Genomic DNA, 244 nt, shown 5'->3' on the forward strand with positions numbered 1-244 from the left:
GGACGATCGTCTCCGGTTCCGACATCGCCACCTGCCCGCTTTCGAGAAGTGCGGTGACCACGCAGATACAGTTGCTGCCGGACATGGCGTGGGCGCGATCGGCCTGGAGGACGATGAAGCCGGCGTCCGCATCGCTGCGTGTCGGCTCGACCAGCAGGTTCACCGACATGGCGACATTGGCGCGTGGCTCGAAGGTGACGAAGCGGCGCAGGCTGTCGTCGACCGTGTTGATGTGGTCCATTTT

1 protein-coding gene is annotated in these 244 nt (G+C 63.9%); it reads right to left on the bottom strand.

Annotated features, from left to right (window positions below):
- Positions 1–244: proline racemase family protein (locus EOD29_RS34310; RefSeq protein ID WP_206520617.1), on the bottom strand; the 244-nt coding region annotated here is incomplete at both ends.

It is taken from the genome of Mesorhizobium sp. M1A.T.Ca.IN.004.03.1.1 (assembly GCF_003997555.1).
Taxonomy (GTDB): Bacteria; Pseudomonadota; Alphaproteobacteria; order Rhizobiales; family Rhizobiaceae; genus Mesorhizobium.